The 21720-nt window shown below is 67.1% G+C and carries 15 protein-coding genes; 8 read left to right on the top strand and 7 right to left on the bottom strand.

What is annotated here, in order from left to right:
- Positions 1-93: 93 nt before the first annotated feature.
- Both QX051_RS22960 and QX051_RS22955 read right to left on the bottom strand, forming a co-directional pair.
- The gene (locus tag QX051_RS22960) at positions 94-3246 is read right to left on the bottom strand and encodes an efflux RND transporter permease subunit (protein ID WP_315777697.1); all 3153 of its coding nucleotides are present in this window, start codon (positions 3244-3246) and stop codon (positions 94-96) included.
- Positions 3239-4246 (bottom strand): efflux RND transporter periplasmic adaptor subunit, encoded by a 1008-nt coding sequence (locus tag QX051_RS22955; RefSeq protein ID WP_409998130.1) that lies wholly within the window; start codon positions 4244-4246, stop codon positions 3239-3241. Before QX051_RS22955 ends, QX051_RS22960 begins: the two co-directional genes overlap by 8 nt.
- Before the next feature lie 760 nt (positions 4247-5006).
- Between QX051_RS22955 and QX051_RS22950 the strand changes: the two genes are divergently transcribed.
- The 8 genes from QX051_RS22950 (at position 5007) to QX051_RS22915 (ending at position 17408) form a co-directional block, all read left to right on the top strand.
- On the top strand, positions 5007-10301 hold the full coding sequence (locus QX051_RS22950; protein ID WP_315777695.1) for an AAA family ATPase: 5295 nt from the start codon (positions 5007-5009) through the stop codon (positions 10299-10301).
- A gap of 32 nt (positions 10302-10333) precedes the next feature.
- Positions 10334-11809 (top strand): formylglycine-generating enzyme family protein, encoded by a 1476-nt coding sequence (locus QX051_RS22945; protein WP_315777694.1) that lies wholly within the window; start codon positions 10334-10336, stop codon positions 11807-11809.
- 9 nt (positions 11810-11818) lie between these two features.
- Positions 11819-12427 (top strand): DUF4399 domain-containing protein, encoded by a 609-nt coding sequence (locus QX051_RS22940; RefSeq protein ID WP_315736408.1) that lies wholly within the window; start codon positions 11819-11821, stop codon positions 12425-12427.
- A 173-nt stretch (positions 12428-12600) separates the two neighbouring features.
- Positions 12601-12831, top strand: coding sequence for a hypothetical protein (locus QX051_RS22935; protein ID WP_315777693.1), 231 nt, complete (start codon positions 12601-12603; stop codon positions 12829-12831).
- A gap of 592 nt (positions 12832-13423) precedes the next feature.
- On the top strand, positions 13424-13702 hold the full coding sequence (locus QX051_RS22930; RefSeq protein ID WP_315736410.1) for a PepSY domain-containing protein: 279 nt from the start codon (positions 13424-13426) through the stop codon (positions 13700-13702).
- A gap of 10 nt (positions 13703-13712) precedes the next feature.
- The gene (locus tag QX051_RS22925; RefSeq protein WP_315777692.1) at positions 13713-14486 is read left to right on the top strand and encodes a cytochrome b/b6 domain-containing protein; all 774 of its coding nucleotides are present in this window, start codon (positions 13713-13715) and stop codon (positions 14484-14486) included.
- Positions 14487-15111: 625 nt separating this feature from the next.
- Positions 15112-15453, top strand: a complete 342-nt coding sequence (locus QX051_RS22920; RefSeq protein ID WP_315736411.1) for a cupredoxin domain-containing protein — start codon at positions 15112-15114, stop codon at positions 15451-15453.
- 95 nt (positions 15454-15548) lie between these two features.
- Positions 15549-17408: an outer membrane beta-barrel protein gene (locus QX051_RS22915; RefSeq protein ID WP_315736412.1), complete on the top strand. Its 1860-nt coding sequence runs from the start codon at positions 15549-15551 to the stop codon at positions 17406-17408.
- A gap of 274 nt (positions 17409-17682) precedes the next feature.
- On the opposite strand, the gene QX051_RS22910 is transcribed toward QX051_RS22915, so the two are convergent.
- The 5 genes from QX051_RS22910 to QX051_RS22890 form a co-directional block, all read right to left on the bottom strand.
- The gene (locus QX051_RS22910) at positions 17683-18471 is read right to left on the bottom strand and encodes a TonB family protein (protein WP_315777691.1); all 789 of its coding nucleotides are present in this window, start codon (positions 18469-18471) and stop codon (positions 17683-17685) included.
- A 26-nt stretch (positions 18472-18497) separates the two neighbouring features.
- On the bottom strand, positions 18498-18947 hold the full coding sequence (gene exbD / locus QX051_RS22905; RefSeq protein WP_315777690.1) for a TonB system transport protein ExbD: 450 nt from the start codon (positions 18945-18947) through the stop codon (positions 18498-18500).
- Positions 18948-18950: 3 nt separating this feature from the next.
- Positions 18951-19985, bottom strand: a complete 1035-nt coding sequence (gene exbB, locus QX051_RS22900) for a tonB-system energizer ExbB (protein ID WP_409998129.1) — start codon at positions 19983-19985, stop codon at positions 18951-18953.
- Positions 19986-20309: 324 nt separating this feature from the next.
- A complete protein-coding gene (locus QX051_RS22895) occupies positions 20310-20435 on the bottom strand; it encodes a hypothetical protein (protein WP_315777688.1) in 126 nt (41 codons plus the stop codon).
- Positions 20436-21028: 593 nt separating this feature from the next.
- On the bottom strand, positions 21029-21718 hold the full coding sequence (locus QX051_RS22890; protein ID WP_315758759.1) for a Fe2+-dependent dioxygenase: 690 nt from the start codon (positions 21716-21718) through the stop codon (positions 21029-21031).
- Positions 21719-21720 lie beyond the last annotated feature (2 nt).

Raw genomic sequence — 21720 nt, 5'->3', positions numbered from 1 at the left:
ACGGGTCGGAAGTCAATCGTCTTCATCCGGCCCGCATGGTGACGCGTCGAGCAGCCACGTGCGGCGAACGTCGCGGACGTCTAACGCCCAAGATCAGCTCGCCGCGACATCTCCGCGGGCGTGCACGCCGCGCGCAAACCGGCCGAAGCGCAGCGCCAGCGTCGGCAGCACCAGCAGGTTGAGCGCCATCGAGGTCAGGAGTCCGCCGAGGATGACCACGGCCATCGGCCCCTCGATCTCGCGGCCCGGCTCGCCGGCGCCGAGGGCGAGCGGCAGCAGGCCGAGGCCGGTCACCAGCGAGGTCATCAGGATCGGCACCAGGCGGTCGGCGGCCCCAGTGATCGCGGTCTCCAGAGTCCAGGCGCGGCCTTCGACGACGACCAGATGCTCGTAATGTGAGATCATCAGGATCGAGTTGCGCAGCGCGATCCCGAACAGCGTCACGAAGCCCACCATCGAGCCCAGCGACAGCACGCCGCCGGTCAATGCGACGGCGATGACGCCGCCGACGAAGGCGAAAGGCAGGTTGATCAGCACCAGCACCAGGTTGCGCCAGTGCCCGGTGACGAAGGACAGCAGCAGCACGATGCCGATCGTCGCCAGCAGCGAATTCACCAGCAGGTCGCGCCGCGACTTGGCCTGCGCCTCGGCCGCGCCGGTGAACTCGACATGCGCGCCCGGCGGCAGTTTGACCTCCTTGGCGATCTTCCGTTTGGCCGCGGCCACGAAGGATTCGAGATCGCGCTCGGCGACATTGGCGGTCACGGTCTGAACGCGCTGCCCATTGCGATGAAGCACGACGTAGCGCCCCGCGGTGCCGTAGATGTCCGCGACCTGCTTCAGGAGAATGTAGGCGCCGCTCGGCGCGCGGATCGGCATGTTGCCGATCTCGGTCGGGCGGGCGCTCGCATCGGGGTCGAGCTTGACGATGACGTTGAAGACCACGTTGCCTTCATAGGCCTGTCCGACGACGTCGCCCTGATAGGCGGTGCGGATCAATTCCAGCACCTCCACCGCATCCAGGCCCCAGGATTGCAGGTCGGTCGGGCGCAGGGTCACGTTGACCTGCGGCATGCCCGGCGGCGACTGCTGCTGAATGTCGATCGCGCCCCAGACCTCGCCGAGCTCGCGCGCGATGTCGCGCGCCGCGCGCTCGAGATCGTCGAGATCGGGGCCGAACACGTTGATGACCACGGCGGCGTTGAAGCCGGACAGGGTCTCCTCGATGCGCTCGGTCAGGTAGGTCTTGATCGACAGGTTGATACCGGCGAAGTTGGCGAGCGCGGCGCGGATGCGCTGTTGCGCCAGCTCCTGCTGTTCGCCGGACAGGCCCGGCTTCAGGTCGACCTCGATCTCGCTCGAATGCGTGCCCGCGGTATCGACGCCGGCTTCGGCGCGGCCGGCATGCTGCGCCACGCTGCGGACCTCCGGCACGCCCTGCAGGGCCTCGGCGATCAGCGTGCCCAGCCGCAGCGATTCGTCGAGTGAGGTTCCTGGCAGCGTCGAGACATGGAGGATCAGATGACCCTCCTTCAGGTCGGGCAGGAAGGTGCCGCCGAAGAACGGCACCAGGCTTGCGCCGGCGGCGGTCACCAGCACGGCCGTCGCCATGACCGATTTGGGAAAGCGGCCGAGCCGCCGCAACAGCGTCTCGTAGGAGCCGCGCGACCAGCGCACCAGTTGCGGCTCGCGTTCCTCGCGCGGCTTCCGGCCGGCCAGCAGCAGCATCGACAGCGCCGGTGTGACCGTCAGCGCGACGATCAGCGAGGCCACCACGGCGAGGATGTAGGCGATGCCGAGCGGCCCGAACAGCCGGCCGGCGAGGCCCGGCAGCGCAAGGATCGGCACGAACACCAGGAGCACGGCGAAAGTCGCATAGGCGACCGCGCTGCGCACCTCGAGCATGGCATCGTAGACCACACGCGCTTCGCTGCGCGGCGACGGCAGGCCGCGGTTCTCGCGCAGCCGGCGCACCACGTTCTCGACGCCGATCACGGCATCATCGACCACCTCGCCGATCGCGATGGCGAGGCCGCCGAGGGTCATCGTGTCCAGGCTCTGTCCCATCCACTGCAGCGCCAGCACGGCCGATAACAGCGACAGCGGGATTGCGGTGCAACTGATGACGGAGGTGCGCCAGTCATAGAGGAACAGCAGCAGCACGATGATGACCAGGGCGCCGCCGATCAGCAGCGCGTACAGCACGTTCTGCGTCGCTGCGTCGATGAAGGTCGCCGGACGAAACAGATCGGCGTGCAGCCTGACCTTCTCGCTGTCGAGCGCCGGGCGCAGCTCCCGCAGCGCGGCCTCGACGCGCGCCGCGACGTTGCGGGTGTTGGCGCCGAACTGCTGGCTGATCATCATCATGATGCCGGGCTGGCCGTTGATCAGCGCGCCCCCGATCGGCGGCTCCGGCGCGTTCACGACCGTCGCGACGTCGCCGAGCACCACGCTGGCGCCGCCCTGGTGCAGCAGGACCGTCCGGGCCAGCTGCTCGGGTGTGAGCGACTGGCCCTGTGTCTGCAGGATGACCCGTTGATTGGCGGTGTCGACGAAGCCGGCACCGCGCACGCCGGTAGCCTTGCGCGCGGCGGCGACGACGTCGTTCATGCCGACGCCGAAGCGGACAAGGTCGTCGGACCGCACCTGCACCTGCAGCGACCGGATGTCCCGGCCATAGGTCGTGACCTGCGCCACGCCCGCGACGGCCAGCAGCCGCCGGCTCACGGTCCAATCGGCGATCGTGCGCAGATCCATCAGCGAGCGCTGCTCGGAGGTCAGCCCGATCGCCAGCACGGTGCCGGCCGCCGGCACCAGCGGCGTCATCGATGGCGCCCGCACGCCCTGTGGCAGGCTGCCGGCAACGACCGCGAGTCGCTCGGTTACCAGTTGCCGCGCCCGGAACACCTCGGTGCCGGGCTGGAAAATGACCGAGATGACCGACAGGCCCTGGATCGACGACGACCTCATGCTCTCGACGCCCGCGAGACCGTTGATCGCGGTTTCGATCGGCTGCGTGACCAGCACCTCGACCTGTTCCGGACTGAGCCCGGGAGCCTCGGTCTGGATCGAGACCTGCGGCGGCGCGAATTCGGGAAACACCGCATAATTCGCGCCGCCCAGCGAGAAGATGCCATACGCCAGAACAGTGCAGGCCAGCGCCAGCACGATGCCGCGGAAGCGGATGGCAAACGAGATCAGCGCCGCCTGGGGACCGGCTGCGGCGCCGCGAACGCCGTCAATCATCGTCGCCGCCGCCGCGAAGCTCGCTCTTGGCCTCCTCCGACAACAGCACCTGCGCGCCGCGCAGCACGATCTCGGAGCCCGACGGAATGTCCTGCACGACATAGTCGTCGTCGGACACCGGCTGGTCGGTGCGGATCGGGTGGCGCTTGAAGAGCTCGGGACCGGCGCGCAGATAGACCCACGAGCGGCCCTGCCATTGCACGATCGCCGTGTCCTCGACGAAGACGCCGTCGAACGACTTGCCCGAGGGCACGTAGGCGGTGGTGTTCATCCCCGGCAGCAGCCCGCTGTCACCGGCGGCGACGAAGTAATAGCTCACGCCCTGGATGCGCGGATCCGTTCGCGGCGCAGCCGACAAATAGCGCAGATCGATGTTGGCGCTGCGGGTGGGCGCCTGCGCCAGCGCGCCGCGCGGCGGCCCGGCCAAGGTCACGCCGGGCGGCAGCGTGACCTGCACCAGCAGCTGCTCGCGTTCGATCAGTTGCACGACCTGCGGCGAACGCTCGATGATGCCCTTTCCGATGACGGCGCCCCACTCCTGCCGCGCCGTCGCCGTCAAGGTTTTCACTTGGGATTCCGCCGCGGCCAGGGAGGCTTGATCAGTCCGGAACGTGCCCTCCGCCGCTTCGGCGTCCTTCCGCGGCATCGCCGCCGACTGCACGAGGTCGCGGGCGCGCTCGAATGCGAGCCTCGCGACGTCGAGTTTCGCTTGCGCCGTCTGCAGCTGCGCCTGGGCATTGGCGTAGTTGTTGGTCAGGTCGGTCAGCCTGGCGACGTCCAGCACCGTGCCGTAGGCGCGAAACTGCTCGGGATGGGATTCCGCCGCCAGGACGGCGGTCTGGAGTCCGATCTGCTTCTGCTGCGTTGCGGAAAGCTTGACCGTTGCCGGCTCCCGGCCTGCTGCGCCGCCAGATTGCGCCTGCGCGCTCGACGACAGGGAAACCAGCGTGAACAGCATGGCACCGCATGCGGCCGCAGCTCTCGTCCGTTGCCTCACCATGCAGTCCCGGCCCATCGATCGGGGAAACGTCTGGACGACGTCGATGTCATTGCGACAACAGCTACTTCAGCTTCGAGGGTGTTTCAAGCAGCGCCGGCCGGGAGCCGCCGCATAGGACCCGGCGACATCCCCGGACTTCGTCGGGCCATCGCGCGCGTCCTGTCCGCGCCGCTTCCGTCGATGCGATCACGGTACCTGCGGAGGGAGCGACGCAGTGCAATGCACGCCGGCACCGATGCTTGTGGCGCCTGTCTCGCAAGCGAGCCGCATGCGCGGCAGGTAAGTGGCCGAACCTGGACTGTAGCCGCGCTGCGGCGGGGAGATCGGGCGTTCGGCATGCGTCCCGATATTTCTTCTTGAGCGTTAGAAGTATTCTTAGACACATTCCAGCGTATTCGTCCGCAACCCAAGCTTGTTGCCGGCCACACGCGCCGCGCTACACGAAAAGCCAAGACCAACAAACTTCTTACGCACGATTTTCCTCATCGAATGACCCGGGATTTTTTCCCGATTCTCCTACGGGAGCGAGAATCGTCACATTCATCTACCTGTCGGGTCATTGATGTGACCTCACTTCGCCATACGCCTCCGCAACGAGTCGGGAGTTCCGTCGACGTTGCAGCGAGGCAAGCTTGTCCACTCTGAACCCACTCTCCGATCGCCCGGCGCACCGTGATCACGCGCAGGGCCATCCTTGTCGGTCAGCCTCTCGCCGCGCTCGTGCCGACGTCGCGGCCGACTTCAGAGAAGGATCTGCGCGATGAGCCAGCTGGTGAATGTGCGGCCCAACGAGGCCGGCGCGGGCGATCGCAAGGCGCAGAACAGTGCAGCCGATCACGGCATGCGGCTGCTTGGTGCTATCGGCGCCGCGGCCCTGGAGCCGCAGTCGCCGACCGACGCCTGGGCGTTCTCGACGAGCGAAGCGCTCGGCACGGGATCGGCCGTCGAGCCGTTGCAGGACGTGCTCGGCAGTCTGACCGAGATCATTCGTGCCGAGGGCTCCCCGGCGGAGCGGCAGCCGGATCATCCATTCGCCGACGATCACGGCTTCACGCTCGACCAGGAGGAGCTGGCGGGTTTGCCGGGCGTGGTGCTCAATACCTTCGATGTCGACGGCCCGGTGTGGCTCGCCGTCGAGGCGCTCGCCGCGACGGAGTCGCCCGCCATCGACGACGATCTCAAAACCTGGGTCGAGCCGTCGTCCGACCCCGACCGTCGTCCATCGCAGCACGAGAGCATCCTGGTCACGGTCGACGAGATCGAGAAGAACCGCCTCACCTTTGCCCGCCACGCACGGCCCGAGGATTTTTCGCCGGCCCCGGCGCTGGGCGCCTGGACTGGACGGCTGCGCCTGGAGCAGCGCCCTGACCTCGTGCAGCGGATCGAGCGCTATATCAGCGGGCCATGGACCGTCTGGGCCGACACCGAGCGCATGCGCCGCCGTACCATGGCGATCCACCAGCAGCTGCGCGACATGGCCGCCGCGATCCGCGCCGATCAGGCGATGGAGGTCCTGTGGGGCATCGCGCTGTCATCGTGGCGGCAGGGCGGGCGCGAATTCGAGTTGCCGCTGTTCGAGCGCGCGGTCGAGATCGAGATCATCGCGCGTCCGGATGCCGAGGTCAGGGTCCGGCCGCGCTTCGTCGGCGCAACCGTCAATTTGAGGGCGCTCGATGCCGTGGCACCGGACGCGGCGCTTGCCGTGCGCGACAGGTCGGACCGCCTGGTCGAGGTGCTGGAGCAGCGCGCAGAGCTGTCGCCATTCACGCCGATCGGCCTCGATCAGATCCTGAGCGCCGCAGGCGTGCAATCCGGTCACAAGCCGTCGCGCAATCCTGTGCCTTCGGACGGCGCGCCGGCGATGGAGGCCGCGGAGGCCACGCTCACGTCGGGACGCTGGGCCATCTCCGCGCGGCGTCGGCCGGAGAGCCTCGCCCTGCGCGACATCGACTGCCTCAAGAACGCGATCGTGCATGCGCCGCAAAGCGAGTGCTGTCTGTCGGAAGCCGTGAGCGCGCTGCTGTCGCAGCCGGATGGACGAGGGCACGCCAATTTGCGCCGGCATCTGTCCAGTGTCGTCGGTGGCCCGATCGACCTTGCGCCTGCGCCCAAGCCTGCCGCCATCGAGCAGGGAGATCTGTTCTTCCCGTTGCCGGCGGTCGTGGAGGATGTCGAAATCGTGCGCGAGCTGTCCCGGTCGGATGGCCTGATGGTCCAGTCCGTCGCACGGGACGATCGGATCACGGCGCTCGCCAACGTCGTCTGCCATCACCTCGCGCTCGGCTCGCGCGTCCTCGTCGTGTCCAGGGACGAGGCTGCACTTTCCCTGCTGCATCAGAAGCTGCCGCCGGCCATTCGCGAGCTGACCGTCAGCTCGACGGGCTCCGACAAGGACGTGCTCAGGAAGGCCGAAGCCCTGGCCGGCCGGCTGCAATCGATCCTGGACGCGACCAATCTGCGCGACCATGTCGGTCAGATCGGCCGGCTCGAGCGCGACATCATCTCGAAGCGCACGCAGATCGCATCGCTGGACGACGAGATCGCCGAGATCGTCGGGCGCAATCTGCGGCTCGGCGGCGGCTTGCCGGAGCTGCCGTTCGATCTGTTCGATGCGCTGATCGGCGAGCAGGCCATTCATGCCTGGTTCACCGACCGGCCGAAGCGCCTGCTCGCGGCTACGGACCCGCTCGTCACGGCGGTCGACAAGGCGCGCGAAGCGCGGCTGCGGCTTGCCACTGATCTCAAGCATATCGATGACGAGTTGCCGGAGCTCGCGGCGCTTCCCGATACCGCCGCGATCCTGCGTCTGCACGCGGAGCTGCAGCACCAGGCAGGGCTGACGTCGGACGCAGGCCGCGACGAGGATCTCGCGCTCGACGCCATCGCGACCTTCGGGCTTGACGCAACCACCCGCCTGGCGGCCGACCTCGATGCGCTGGTAGCCGGCCATCGCGCCATCGCCGAGGAGACCTGGCTCGCGCGGCTGTCGCCGCTCGGTGCCGCAAAGGCTGACGCTCCCGCAGGTCTCGACAAGGTCGTGGGTTGGGCGCGTGATGCCTCGTTCCAACTGTCGCGGAGCGCCGAATTCGCAAGGCGCCAGGTGCAGGCGCCGGTCGAGGCGTTCACCAGGAAGGACGCGATCCGAGTGGTCGAGCGGCTTGCGGCCGGCGAGAAGCCGTTCGCGCGCTTCTCGCCCTCGCGCCGCGCGCTGAAGGCCGCCGTCGAAGCGATCACGGTGGACGGTGCCGCGCCGTCGAAGCCGGCGGACTGGCAATATGTCGGGCGCTTCCTGCTGTGGCGCCACGACCTGCATGCGTTGCGCGCGCGCTGGACGTCGATCGCGGCGCAGATCGATGCACCCGCGCTTCAATTGGAATCGGCGCGGACGTTCGATGACCTCGAGCACATCGTCAAGAGCGTCGAGGCCGCCATCGTGACGGCCGCGCTCGCCGTCCGCAACGTGGCCGATGCCTGCTGCAAGCTGTCGATGCCGGACGGCGAGGTCAGGGCGATGCTGGCGGATGCGCAGCGGCTGGCCGCGTTCGGCGCGGCGATCCGGACCGTCATGACGCGCGTATCGGGACCGCTGGTCGAGCTTGCGCGGCTGGGCGAATTGTTCGCCCGGGCGGGAGAGCTTGCCGTCTCCGTTCAGGATGACGTGCTGTCGCGGGTCGGTGACGCCGAGACGGAGCCCGAGGAGCTCGAGACGCGGTGGACAGGCATTCTCGCGACCATGGAGAAGATCCGCGAGGCCAGCGCGGACTACGAACTCGTCAGGACCGCCTGCCGGATGGCGACTGCAGCGGGCGCGCCGAGTCTGGCGCAGCGGCTGCGGTCCGCGCCGGCCGCGGGCGAGGCGAAGGATGCGGCGACGCTCGCGGAATGGGTGGCGGCCTGGAATTGGGCCGTGCTGATGCGGATCGAAAGTGCGGAGGAGCGGCAGCTGCTGCATGACCTCGCGGCTCAGCGCGCGCGGCTGGAGACGCGGTCGCTGGCCCTGTTCGAAGCGGTGATCGGCGCCCGCATGTCGCTGGGCATCGCGCAGAATGCGGGCGGCGCCGTCAGGCAAGCGGTGAAGCGGTTCAGGGACTCGATGCAGAAGATGGCGTCGGCCTGCTCCGGCCCGACCGCGCGCCGACTTCGGTTTGCCGCGCGCAGGTCTCTGGACGGCTGGCTCGAGGAGATTCCCTGTCACGTGATGCCGGCCTGGCGTGTCGCCGAGTTGCTGCCGGCCCGGATCGGCACCTTCGATCTTCTGGTCATCGACCACGCCTCCCGCTCCGATCTGCGCGAACTGACGGCGATGCTGCGGGCCCGCAAGGTTCTGATCAGCGACGAGCTTCACGACGACGGGGCCGTGGTCGAAGCCGGCCGCAACGATACTGTTGTCAAACGCACCGAGACGAACACGCAGCGCCGCGTTCCGCCGGCGCTGCGGCGGCTGCTGATGCCGGGTGCCTCGCTGCGCGATCTCGCCGAGATCCTCTTTCCCGATCGCAGGATCGAGCTGCGTGCGCGCCCTGCCGGCGTCGGGGCAGCCTCGGTCCCAGCTCCGCTGCTGCCCGCTGATACGTCCAGGCCGGCCGATGTACCGGCCGCCGAGCTGCCGCGGCCGGCCCGCGCGCCGGCGCCGAAGCAGCGGCCGCAGCCACGGCAGGTCATCACGACGCACTCGCTCGAAGAGGAGATCGCCACCGTCGCGAAATATCTGTCGATGGCCCGCCGCTCGGGGACGGACATCGTCACGGCTGCCGCGGCCAAGCCCAGCGCGCCCGCGATACCGCAGCGGGCCGAGAGCCGCGCGGCTGCGCCCAAGCCCTCGCCGGAGGTTCGCGTTCTGCGCCGGCGTCCGCCGCGCGAGCCGGCCGCGGACATGGTGACGCCGGTTGTGACTCCGGCTCCGCCCGAGCTTCCGGCCGTCGCGCAGCCGGCCACGGCCGAGCAGACCCAACCGCGCGCGGCCGCCGTCACTGAAGCGCCGGTCATTGTCGCCGATCGGTTTGCGGTGCCGCAGCGCCCTGCCGAAAAGAAGGTGGTCACGGCGGAGATCGAGGCGGAGTCCACGAGCGCCGCGCCGGCAGAGCCCGTGAAGCCTGGCGTCGTTGCGACACCCGCTGCGGCAGCGGCTTCTGCCACCACTGAGTCCGCCGCCGCTGCTGCGGCTCCAGCCGCTGCTGCGACTTCTGCAGCGCCGGCGACAGAGATCAAGATTCATCCCTCCCTCGTCGAGATGGCGTTCAAGTCGACGGAGAACGCCGCGGCACCACGCCGCCGTCGGCCGAGCCGGCGGGTGATGGCATTTGCCGCGGCCGGACTGCTGGCAGTCGTCGGTGCGGCGGTGTCCTGGGAGCGCGCGTCGGAATGGATCCAGCTGTCCCTGAGCGGTGCGACGGCAGCGTCGGATCTGCCGAGCGAACCGGGCGCCCATAAGGTCAATGCAGAGCGGATCACGCCGGAGGCCAAGCCGGTGGTTGTCGCCGCGGCCGAGGAGCATGCCACGGTCGGCATGAGCGTGCCGGTTAGCACACCGGCGCAGGCGTTCCTCTACCATGAGGATCCGCAGGATCCGAAGGGCAAGCGTTATCCGGGCAAGGTCACCTGGTCGATCGAGCAGAGCAAGGGGCCGCGACTCGATGCGGCGCCGGCGATCAAGGGTGAGATCGAGATCGAGAACGGCACCAAGGCCACGATCTCGCTGCGGCGGAACGCCGACATGGAGATGCCGGCGAGCCACGTCATGGAGCTCAAGTTCGACTGGCCGGATCAGTCGGTGAGCGGCCTCAACAGCCTGAGGGGCATCGGCCTGAAGGGCGAGGAGGCCGAGCGCGGGACGGCGCTGGTGACCCAGACCGCCAGGGTGACACCGAAATACTTCATGGTCGCGCTGTCCGCCAACGAGGTCGATACCAAGCGCAACCTGATGCTTCTCAAGGGCAAGCAGTGGTTCGACATTCCGATCGTCTACGAGGGCGGCAACCGGGCGCTGCTGTCGATCGAGAAGGGATCCGACGGCGACCGCGTGTTCAAGGACGTGTTCGCCAGCTGGGGTCAGTGACGGGGTTGGCGGGCATCACGAGCGAGGACAGCATGAGCGAGAGTTCAGCGTTGCAATGGCTGCGGGCTCCCAAGCTTGCCGAGGATGCGCTGCCGGAGGATTCCCGCGCGGTGGCCTGCCGGCGCTGCGGCCGTACGGTGCAGGTCTCGCTCAGCCCGATGCGTCCGCCGAGCTTCCTGCGCGTCGAGGATCAGGTCGAGTGTCCCGAGGTGCAGGAGCGCTGGACCGGCAAGAGCGAAGGCGGGCTGCTGCTGATGATGTGCGGCGCGCTCGAGCAGTCGCTCGACGCCGAATGGGAGATCGCAGAGCCGGAGAGTGCGGCTCGACGAGAACCTGCAGCTATCTCTCCGGTGCGTCCGCGCCCGTCGCTCGCGCCGGCGGCGTCCCTTCCGGACAGATGGGACGACGGCGGCGACGATGATCAGGAGGAGACGGGTGAGGGCGGCCGGCTGAAGGCCCTGTTCGCACCGGCTGCAGGAGCTCGCAAGAAGCTGATCCGTGGAGCGCTCGGCGTCGTGGTCCTCGGCATCGTCTTCCTCGGCGGCGTGCTGCTGCCGCTACGCGAGATCGGGCTGCTGATTCAGGCGCCGCCTGGGTCGGCCGGATCGTCGAGCTCGCAGCGGGAGGCGCAGTCTGCCGCGCCGCTGCCTTCGCCGCGCCGGATCCTGTTGGAACCCGCCAGCACGCCCCAGGACGCCTCGCGATCGCCGTCCAGCGCCTTCATCGCGCCGCGCCAGGCGGCTCCGCCCCTCGAGGCGACGCTGGCGCGATCATCCGACACCGCAGCCATCTCGCGGCCCGCGCCGGCGCCGGAAGCCGAGTCGAAGCTGCGCGTGCCTGAGCTGGTCGCGATCGCCGGCGGCAGTTTTGCGATGGGTGGCGACGACGAGTCCGAGCAGCCGGCGCATCAGGTCAGCGTGCGGCCGTTCTCGCTCGGCAAGTATCCCGTCACGATAGGCGAGTGGAGGCAGTGTGTCGCGGCGGCAAGCTGCGCCGACATCGCGATCGGTGCGGATGATCGTCCGGTCACCAACCTGAGCTACGACGACACCCAGGCCTATCTCGGCTGGCTGTCGAAGGCGACCGGCAAGTCGTACCGGCTGCCGACCGAGGCCGAGTGGGAATACGCCGCGCGCGGCGGCCAGCGCACCCGCTATTGGTGGGGCGATCGCATGCGCCCGGGCATGGCCAGTTGCAGGGGGTGCAACGGCGCCGGCGAGGCCGAGACGGATCAGCCGCCGAAAATCGGCAGCGTCCAGGCCAATCCTTACGGCCTGTTCGACATGGGCGGCGGCATCGGCCAGTGGGTCGCCGACAATTGGCACAAGAACTACAAGGGCGCGCCGGCGGACGGATCGGCCTGGCTCGAGGAGAGCAGCTATGCCCGCGTCATCCGCTCGGGATCGTGGAAGAACGGCGCCGCCGATGCGCGGGCCGGCAGCCGCGACCGCTATGACGGCCGCATCCGGCATCCGACCCTGGGTTTCCGCGTCGCGCTCTCACCATAGGGGATTTGCATGCTGCCGAGGTCTGCGCGACTCTGCCTCATCCTGACTGCATCGCTCGTGCTCGCGCCGTCATTGGCGCCGGCCAAGGGAACGAAGGCTGCGAAGGATGCCCGCGTCTATTTCATCTCCCCTGCGGACGGGGAGACGGTGACCGGGCCCGTCATCGCTCGCTTCGGACTTCGCAACATGGGCGTTACCCATGCGGGTGACGATTTCGCCGGCAGTGGCCATCATCATCTTCTGGTCGACGTCGACGAGACGATGCAGGCCGGCGAGGAGATTCCGCGTGACAAGAAACACGTTCATTACGCAGCGGGGGAGACGGAGGCGCGGATCGAATTGTCGCCCGGCAAGCACACGCTGCAGCTCGTGCTGGGCGACACCAGGCATCTCAACTTCGATCCGCCGGTGATCTCCGAGAAGATCATGATCACGGTGAGCAAGCCGAACGGAGGCGAGCAGGAGGCGCGCGCGACGCGTGGCGTCAGCGCCCGAAACAGACCGCAGATCCGATCCGTACCAGCCGAACCGCCGGCCCAGCCCGAGCCGTCGCCGGAGACGACGAAGTCGCCCGAGAGCTCCGACTTCATCAGCCGCGTCTTCTCCGGGACGAAGTGACGACCTCTCCATTCCCGGTGGCCGGGCGCGTTGATGTGCGTCTGCTTACGCGCGACCGTGGGACGCAAGCTCGGTCGCTCCTTGTGGAACCATCGCCGAGGGCGGCGCTTGTCGCTCCATAGCGGCAAGGGCGATCCATCATCATCCTGTCTGCCGCAGCGATGGAATGAAGCATGTCGAAATTCGCGCCAAGGCTCGCGAGGCGCGCCGACGTCGCGCTCCGCAGCGGCGGCGAGAGCAAGGGCAGCTCACCCGGCCGTGGCCGCTCGTCCGGGCGCGATTCCATGGCAGATCCCGACGCGAGCTGGGACGTCGTTGCCGAGGCATCCGACAAGTCGTTTCCCTGCAGCGATCCGCCATCCTGGCCGGTGGTCGGTGTCGGCAAGGGCAGCGCCCGGCCCTGAGATCAGGATCGCTTCTTCGGTATACCGCGGTTCGCACGCATGTGCGCTTGACGGTTGGTAGATGCGTGCGCACAGCCGCATTGTCATTTTCCGGTACCGATATCGCTCCGGTCGTGTGAACGATCGCAGCGCTCAGAATATTTTTTTCTGAGGCTTAAGGTCGCAGCCGTGTAGCTGTCGGTTCCTTTCTCGCCTCACCCTGGTCACAGCCGCAATCGGGCAGGAGTGTGGTCCCGCGCGCATCGCCAGTGACGCCTTATGCGCGAGGAAGGCGCGTGCGCCTCGCGCCAGTGCTGCTACATCCTTGCGAATCAATATCAGTTGCAACGTACGGGGAACTACGCACGTTGCCGATTCCGGAAAAAGATCAGCAGCCTGCCGACACGGTTCGATCCTGACTGGAACGTATATGAGTTCGCATCTCAGCGACATTGCGGCCGGATGCGGATTGTTTCGAGCCGCGCATGCGTGTTCGAGGCCGTCCGCCGCGGAATGCGATGTCCAAGTTTCGTTGAAATCTCCCTCCCCTTTGTAGCCCGCGCATCGAGCGCTGTTGGCGCCGATGGCGCAGTCTTCGAGGAGGGATTTGATAATGAAGGTCATCAAGATAATGGTTGTGGCATTGGCGGCGGGTCTTGCGTCGGGCTCCGCTGCGCTCGCCGACGGCTACAAGGATTGCACCAAGCTCGACAAGGCGTCGTGGAAGACAACGGCCGAGGCCGAAGCGAAGGCGAAGGCTGCCGGCTACGAGGTCCGCCAGACCAAGATCGAGGGCACCTGCTACGAGGTCTACGGCGTCAAGGGCGGCAAGCTCTATGAGCTGTTCTACAGCCCCGAGGACCTCGCACTGAAGCATACGAAGGCGAAGTGATCTGATGGTCATGCGTGACGCAGGCCGGGCGCAGCGGAGCGTCTCCTCCGAGATGCCGGCGAACTCAAGTTCGGGGACCGTGGCGGTCTGGGATTTTCCGCTGCGCGTCTGGCACTGGTCGCTCGCGGCCTTCGTGCTCGTCGCCTGCGTCACGCCCAACACGTTCGACCGCCTGCATCGGCTGGCGGGCTACGCCGTCATCGGTCTGCTCGCCTTCAGGCTGATCTGGGGATTGATCGGCAGCCGCCATTCGCTGTTCGCGCGGATCAGCCTCAAGCTGCGGGCGGCGCCTCAATACATCGTGGGCATGCTGCGCGGAGAGACGGGACGCTATCTCGGGCTGAACCCGGCAGGCGCCGCGATGCTGGTCGTGATGCTCGCGCTTCTGATCGTCTCGACCATCAGCGGCGTCATGCAGGTCTCGGTCCGGTTCTTCGGCGTCGGCTGGATCGAACAGGCGCATGCGCTGTCGTCCAATGCCATCATCGCCCTGATCGCCGTGCATGTGCTCGGCACGGTGTGGATGAGCGTGCTGCAGCGGGAGAACCTGATGCGCGCGATGGTCACGGGACGCAAGCGCGTGCCCGGAATCGTGCGTGCGGCGGCGGCGCGCAGCGTCGCACGGCAGAACCCGGAGCCCGAGCCGATGGCGAACGAGGAGCACGTATCCGTCGTGCCCGATCTGCCGCCCCTGCGCGTGAATCCGACGTCGGGCGCCGCGAAGCCCGCACGCATGCCGCGGTCCCTCAGCATTCACGACAAGCGGCTGGGGGTCGGCAGGTGAGGCGGCGGGCATCGGTCGTGTGCGCTCGCCGCCGATATGGGCGGGCGGGCTCGCGTCTGATTTCATTTCTGGTGCGCGCAAGGCTTGTCCGCGCACGGCTCGAGCTGGATGGAGGCACACGCACATTTCGGTCCATGCCGCGCGGGACCAGCGCGAGCGCGTTCCTATGCGTGTATCTCGCTCGCAGTCGCCTCGACGAGCCGGCGCATGAGGATCATGCATGTGCTGCGCGCAGCGCGCGCGGTCGAACGTGAGTCTCGTGTGGTTCGCGGGGTGTGCGACGACGCTGCATGACCTGTCGTGTCTCATATCAGCACAGCCGCGATGCGAACCAAGGCGATCATGCTGCTCTCGACCGCAGAAACCGCTGATTTTCGTCGCTGTCATTCGGTGCCGCGCGTCGGCGATGCTCAAGCCGATGCATCTGCGCGGCGCCGCGACGCTACGCAACTAATAAAGTCGCGCGCTTTGTCGCACACAACGATGTTGTCAAATTTGGACACGGCAAATTGCCGCATTCGGGACTTTATAGTCGTTCTATGAAGTGTCGGAGACTCGTCGAAACAGGCGAGCGTCTGGAAGCCGTCCGGCACATTCGGGTGAATTCGGGACAGGGACATACACCATGAATCTCTTTGGGAAGGTACAGGCAGCAGGAGCCGCCGCGCTGTTGATCGCGGCGCTCGCGCTTCCGGCGGGCGCGGCGGAGACCACGATCGAGATATCGGTCAAGGACAACAAGTTTCAGCCGACGGAGATGAAGGCGCCGGCCGACACGCCGATCGTGTTCAAGGTCAAGAATCTGGATGGCGCGCCGGTCGAGTTCGAGAGCGAGCCCCTGGAGTTCGAGACGGTGATCAAGCCGAACATGGAAGGCGTCGTGAAGGTCAAGGCGCAGAAGCCGGGACGCTACGAATTCTTCGACGACTTCCATCAGGGAAACAAGGGCACGCTGATCATCGAGTGATCCGGCCTTCGGCCCCCGCGGCGCCGTGATGCCGGAACGTGTCACGCCGCGGGGGGCGCTTCGCAGGTTGCCGAACTCGACGGAGACGAGGCTTTTTGGAACGGGCAGCACGAGAGACGGTCGCTTCCAGACGTGGCATCGGTCGCGACGTCTCATGGTGCCAGGAGGAGTCGGTTGCGATCACCGTGCTGCTCGTGACGCTGTTTGGAGCCGCGCCGTCCTACGGTCAGACCGTCGTTCCGGGGAGCCAGGTCAGAGCCTATGCAGATCCCGGGGCCGCCGAGGGTGGGCCGGTGGTGGTCGTGCCGAACCGCCGCCGCCAGCCGGCGCGGCCCGCGAATGGCAATGGACCGCTGGTCATTCCGCAGGTGATCGTTTCGCCTGGCGGCGTCGAGCCGGAGCCCAAGGCGGCAACGCAGGTGGATGGGGCTGCACCGCCGCGGCCGCGGTCTCCGATCGATGCCGGCGCGGGCGCGCTCCCTCAGGCTGCGCGCCGCGAACCGGCGCCGCGTCTGGCTCCGGTTCGAAACGGCTTTTTCGGTGCTCCGTCCGCCGGCCTCCTGGTTGGCGGCTGCCTGTCGACGCCGGGCCGGCTGTCGACGACGAACGTCCCCAATCGCTGTCTGGATGCGCTGGCCTTCGCCGTCAGTCCGCCGCCGGCCACCCGTGGCGTGCTGCCGCGCAACCTGCCGCCGATTCCGCGACAGGATGCGCAGCCGATTCCGCCCGTTCTGGCCGATAAGCCGAAGATGCGGCTGCCGCCGGTGAACAAGGGGCAGAAGCCGCAGGAGCCGCCGGCGCAGCCGCCGATGATGGAGGAGGACCCCTATGAGCCCAAGGGCATCACGGTGGGAAACTTCATCCTGAAGCCTGCGTTCGAAATGTCGTCAGGCTTCGACAGCAATCCCGGCCGTGTACCACAAGGCAAGGGCTCGGCGTTCGTCAGCGTTGCGCCGGTCCTGCTCGTGCGCTCTCAGTTCGAGCGGCATCTGCTCAACGCCGATGTGCGCGTCGGCTACATCGACTATGCGAAGCTCCGGCAGCTCAGCAGGCCTACCGTCGACGCCAAGGTGAATGGACGCTACGACATCACCGATACGTTTGCGCTCAACGGCGAGGGGCACGTTGCCGTCGATGCCGATGATCCCGGCACGCCGCGCTTCGCCGGCCGGTTCGCCAAGATTCCGCTGGCCTCCACCGTCGGCGGCTCGGCCGGCGTCACCAAGCGGTTCGAGGAGGTCGAAATCTCGACCAAGGCCGCCATCGACCGTGTCGCGTTCCAGAACGCGCCGCTGATGGACGGCCAGATCGTCAGCAACGCCGATCGCAACTTCGTCCAATACGGCTCGCAGAGCCGCGTGACCTACAACCTGACCCCGGAGATCCGGCCCTTCGTCGACGTCGCCGTCGACCGCCGCGTTCACGACATCGCGGTCGATGCCGAGGGCTTCCGCCGCGACTCCACCGGCACCGCGGTCGAGGCGGGCGTGACCTTCAACTATGCCGACAAGCTGACCGGCGACGTTGCGGTGGGTTATCTCACGCGCCGCTATCAGGATCCGATGTTGAAACCGGTCAACGGCTTCATCGCCGACGCCAACCTGACCTGGCAGTATGCCAAGGAGACGGCGGTGATGTTCGGCGCCAAGTCGCAGGTCGTGGAGATCACCGAGCCCGGAATCTCCGGCGTGCTCAAGCGCGACGTCACGGTCGGCGTCGAGCACCAGTTCGAGCCGTGGCTGATCGGCACCTTCCTCGCCGGCTTTGGTCAGGACGCCTTCACGGGCACGACGCGGGTCGACGACCGCTACCTGGTCGAGCTCGGCATGCTCTACAAGTTCTCACGCCTGCTGCAGCTCAGGGCCAGCGTCCGGCGCGAGGAGACGCGCTCCAACTTCCGCGAAAACAATCTGTCGGCGACCGTGGTGCAGGTCGGCGCGCGGGTACAGTACTGATCGGCTGCCCGGCAGGCGCCCGCGCGCGGCATCTGCGGTCTTCTGAGCGCGTGCCTGGAGATCACGCCTGCTGTCGTGACGCGGCCACAGTCATTCCGGGGCAGGGCCGCAAGCCTGGAAGCTGGAGTTTCGCGCCGGCTTCGCCATGTAGTATAGCCACCCAGCGACGGGTGGACGCGCGGCGGGAGTGGCTGGCTCCAGTCTCCAAAACGAAATGCAGCGTCCACGAGGTGAGCGCTGCCAACTCCGGATCTGCGCGTCAGTTCGGCCACGACTACTTCTTCTGGTTGAAGTTCACGTCGAGGCTGAAGCTGAACTGATCGTCCGTCAGTCCGGACGGCGGCGCGGGCACCGGGTCGGAGCGACGGATCATCGCAAGCGCGGCATCGTCGAACATCGAGTCGCCGCACGACTGCATGACGGACGCAGACATCACCTTGCCGGCCCGGCTCAGCACCAGCGCGACCTTGACCGTGCCATTGTGCTTCTTGCCTTCCGGATAGCGCTTGTGCAGCTCGAAATAGGCGCTGATCTTGCGACCCCAATCGTTGGTCAGCTTCTGCTTGTCCTTGCCCATTCCCGGATTGGGGGCCTTGGCCGTCTCCGCCGGCGGCGCGGCCTCGTCCAGCGCCTTGCGGGCCGATTCTTCCTGCGCGGCAGACGCGACCGACGCCTCGGCCTGCTGGGTCGCCTGCTGCTGTTCCTCCTTCTCCGGCTTCTTGGGGTCGTTCTGCGTGACGACCCGATCGGCCTCTTCCTCGGTCTCGGTCGGCTTGTCCTTGACGGCGTCGGACTCCTGGACTTCGGCGGTCTGCTGCATCTGCTCCGGCGCAGCTTCGGCCGCGTCGCTGTCGGGACCCGGCGGAAGATCGTTGTCCTCGACCTGGGGCGAGGCCATCTCGAGCGCGAACTCGGCGCCGGCGGCGCCGAGGCCACCTTCCGCATCATTGCCGCTGAGATGGACGACCGCGAGTGCGGCGCCGCCACCGTGCAACATCACGGCGCCAATCGCGGCTGAGATCCACAAGCGGCGCGACGCTCCTTGATACTTGTGTTCGACCATTCTTCGTTTCCGTCGTTTCACTGGTTTCAATGTGCAGCCTGGGTGGCGGCCTGTGAGACGCCTTCGACAGTCACGAGCTTGATCTTCGGATAGCCGCCGGTCCGCAGCAGCTCCATCACGTCCATCAGCTCGCCATAGGCCACGCCCCGGTCGGCGCGCAGGAAGATGAACTTGTCCTTGGCGGCCTCGGGAATGTGCTCGAGCGTGCTGACCAGGCTCGCGCGCTTCACCTGCTCCTCGCCGACGAACAGCGTCAGATCCGGCTTGATGCTGACATAGATCGGCTTGTCCGGCTTCTTCTGCGGCGTGGCGGTCGAGGTTGGAAGATCGACCGGCACGTCGACCGTGGAGAGCGGTGCCGCGACCATGAAGATGATCAGCAGCACCAGGATCACGTCGATGAACGGGGTGACGTTGATGTCGCTGGTCTCGCCGAGATCGTCGTCACCATCACCTTCAGACAGAGAAACGGCCATGACCTACTCCGCTGCGAGCGCCATCGGAGGCGCGGAGTGGACGTGGATCGGCTCGAAGCGCTCGCCGTGATGGCTGTGGTGGCTCTGGCCGCGGTCGAGATCGCGCGACAGCATGCGGGCGGTGGCGCCGGAGGACCGGTTGACGAGCTCCATGTAGCCCTTTGTCACCCGCGTGAAGTGATTATAGATGATCACGGCCGGGATCGCGGCGACGAGGCCGATGGCGGTCGCGAGCAGCGCCTCGGCGATGCCGGGCGCGACCACCGCGAGGTTCGTGGTCTGCGACTTCGAGATGCCGATGAAGCTGTTCATGATGCCCCAGACCGTGCCGAACAGGCCGACGAAGGGCGAGATCGAGCCGATCGTGGCGAGCAGGCCCATGCCGGTCCGGCAACGCCGGCCTTCGGCACGCACGATCTCGGAGAAACTCGACGCCGCGCGCTCGTTGACGCCGTGAGACGGCAGTTCGGACGACATCCTGATCTCGTGCATGGCGGCATCGATCAGTGCTGTCAGCACGTTCTGGCGTGATCCCAGCGCGAGCTTGGCTTCCGACAGCCAGCGTACGTCGTCGACCTTGCGCAGCGCGCTGCTCAGCTTCCGGCGCAGGATGGAGAACTCGATGGTCTTGGCGATGAAGACGGTCCAGGTCGCAAGCGAGGCGAGCGCCAGCCCCATCATCACCGACTTCACGAGAATGTCGGCGGCCAGGAACATCGACCATGGCGACAGATCGTGCGGCACGTGTGATGCCGCCTGCGCACCGCCTTGCGTCGGCTTCTCTGCCTGATCCTTCGCCTTGTCGCCCACCGACGCGTCAGTAACGGTTTCGGCAGCGGTCGACGGCTGGGCGTCGTTCGTTGCGGCTGCCGGCGCCTGGCTCGTTGCGGCGGCCTGCGGCGTGGTGACAGCCGGTGCCGGTGCGGCCGTCGTGGCGGCGCCGCCGGTGGCCGGAGCCGCTACCGTGGGAGCAGGCGCGGCCGTCTGCGGCGCGGGCTGGGCAACAGCGGGGGCCGTCTGCGCCTGTCCGATGGTCACTGGCTTCGGCGCCGCGCTCTGAGCTGCGTGCGCAACGGGAGCCGGCCCACTGGCCGCGGCGGCGTTGACGGGCGCAACGGCAGGCGCCTGCGTGGCGGCCGCTGTCGCCGGAGGCTGAACGGATTTCGCTCCGGTCGCATTCGCCGGATTTGGTGCTGTGGTCTGTGGGGCGGTTGCAGCCTGGCCAGGTCTCGGCGATGTGGCCGGCTGCTCGGCATGCGCCATGGCGCCGGCCGAAACGGCTGCGATCACCGCTCCTATATGAAGAACGATCCTGAACATGTTGCTGCATACCCCTTGGTAGTTATCTTCTCTGTAATGTTTCTAGTCGTAACCCGGCTGTTTTGAGACGGCGCGTTGACTCAAAGCGGGAACATCAAGGTCGGCAGTCACTCCGGTGAGTGCGATGCCAAATGAAAAATCGAATCGTGCGGCCTGTTCATCGGCCATCGATGCCGCACATGACGTCCTAACTCCCTGAAAGTCCTGATGCGAGACGGAGCTAGCCGTGCATGACGCCGCCGATGCGGCCGCGCGTCACGCAATTGCCTCCGTTCGGTCTTCCATCGATTCTAATTAGTCGGCACCGCCGTGATAATCCTGTTCGGTTGGTACGAGGGCATGCCGCGCGGCTTTCGGGACGGGATGCCGTCCGAAAGGAGCTTGAGGGCGTCGATGTCCGAATCAGAATGCCGATGAGATCGGCGTCGTTCAAGAAGCACGCGCCGCACGCCCCTGATCACGTCGTGATCAACGGCCATCGCGGTCGCGATGGGGGCTCGCGAAGCGCACGCGCTCACCGCCACGGAAAATCGCAGAGCTCGCCAACGACGATCCGCCAGCGGTCAAAGACATGGATCGACAGCTCCGAGAAACGGACCAGCCGACCGCATGTGAGCTCGGATGGCGGTCTGTCGCGAGCGCTGGGGAAAGCGCCTGAACGATGGGGTCATCACCAAAACGAATGAGCCGGGCTGCGTCGCGTGCAACCCGGCTCGTAAACGATCGAACTCAACCAGATCGTTGCGACCGAAGGAGAACCTCTAGTTCTCGGCCCAGTAGCGGATCAGGTTGTGATAGAGGCCGGTCAGCCGCACCATTTCCGGATCGTCGCGCCCCATCCGCTGCGACAATCCCTGGATCGTCGTATCGAGATCGAAGATCATGCTGCGCGCGAGGGGATCGCGGATCATGCTCTGCAGCCAGAAGAACGAGGCGACGCGGACGCCGCGCGTCACCGGGGTGACCATGTGCAGGCTCGAGGAGGGATACAGCACGAGGTCGCCGGCCGGCAGCTTCACCTCGTGCGAGCCGTAGAGATCCTCGATCACCAGCTCGCCGCCGTCGTAATCCTCCGGCTCGGACAGAAACAGCGTGACCGAGAGGTCGGTGCGGATGCGCAGGCCCGTGAGCTTGTCGCCGCGCACGGCGTTGTCGACGTGGATGCCGAAATGATGACCCGACTCCGCGCTGTAGCGGTTGAACAGCGGCGGGAAGATCTGCTGCGGGATGGCGGCGGCGAGAAAGCGCGGATTGGCGGTCATCGCCGAAATGATGCGGTGGCCGAGCTTGCGCGCCACCTCGCTGTCGGGCGGCAGCTGCTCGTTGCGCTTGACCATGGCGGACTGGGCGCCGGCCGTCGAGCGGCCGTCCTCCCAGTCGCTGGAGTCCATGATGCGGCGAAACTCCGCCACATCGTCTTTGCTCAGAATTCCGGGGACACAGATCAGCATGA

It is taken from the genome of Bradyrhizobium sp. SZCCHNR1053 (assembly GCF_032381235.1).
Classification (GTDB): Bacteria; Pseudomonadota; Alphaproteobacteria; order Rhizobiales; family Xanthobacteraceae; genus Bradyrhizobium.
The sequence above is the reverse complement of the archived record's forward strand: the minus strand, read 5'-3'. Positions and strand labels throughout refer to the sequence as shown.